Below are 935 nucleotides of genomic sequence, written 5' to 3' on the forward strand. Positions count from 1 at the left end.
TGAGCTGCTGCCGGTTCCGTGGACACCGAGATAAGGTGTTTTTGGAACCGGAGGATGGAGATGCAACGACGGAAGTTCAGCCGCGAGTTCAAGCTCGAGGCGGTGAAGCTGGTGCGGGAACGCGGGGTTTCGGTATCGCAGGCGGCGCGCGATCTGGACCTGCATGAGAACGTTCTGCGCAAGTGGGTGCGCGAACAGACGGCTGACCCGGGATCGGCGTTCCCCGGACACGGCGTGCTGAAGCCCGAGCAGCAGGAGATTGAGCGGCTGCGCCGCGAGTTGGCCAGGATGAAGGCGGAGCGCGACATCCTAAAAAAAGCGGCGGCCTACTTCGCCAGGGACTCGATATGAGATTCGAGTTCGTCGCGAAGCACCGGGGGACCTGGCCCGTATCGTGGATCTGCGAAGCGCTCGGTGTTTCGCGCAGCGGCTTTTATGCCTGGCTGGTTCGGGTGCCTAGCGCGCGTGCCCGGAGCGACGAGGAGTTCGGCGCCAGGGTTCGCGCCAGCTTCATTTCCAGCTATCGGACGTATGGTGCACGCCGCGTCTGGCACGACCTTCTGGCCGAAGGCCTCTCATGTGGGTTGCATCGTGTCGAGCGGCTGATGCGTGTTCACGGCCTGAAGGCTCGACCCCGGCGTCGTGGTCTGCCGAAGGACAACGGTCTGCGATCCGTCATCGCCGACAACCTCCTCGACCGCCAGTTCACGGCCAAGGCACCCAACCAGCGGTGGATCGCCGAATTTACCTACATCTGGACCGCCGAAGGATGGCTGTACGTCGCAGTCGTCATCGACCTGTTCTCGCGCCGGGTGGTCGGCTGGTCGATGAGCGACAGCATGACCGCCCAGCTCGTCACCGACGCGCTGATGATGGCGATCTGGCGGCGCGGAAAGCCCGACGCCCTGCTGCACCACTCGGACCAGGGCAGCCAA

At 64.2% G+C, this 935-nt stretch carries 1 pseudogene; it reads left to right on the top strand.

The window, feature by feature from the left end:
* Positions 1 to 60 precede the first annotated feature (60 nt).
* Positions 61 to 935: pseudogene (locus tag L8H00_RS18645) on the top strand (IS3 family transposase); the annotation flags it as partial.

The organism is Sphingomonas sp. CROZ-RG-20F-R02-07, from assembly GCF_022662335.1.
Lineage (GTDB): Bacteria > Pseudomonadota > Alphaproteobacteria > Sphingomonadales > Sphingomonadaceae > Sphingomonas.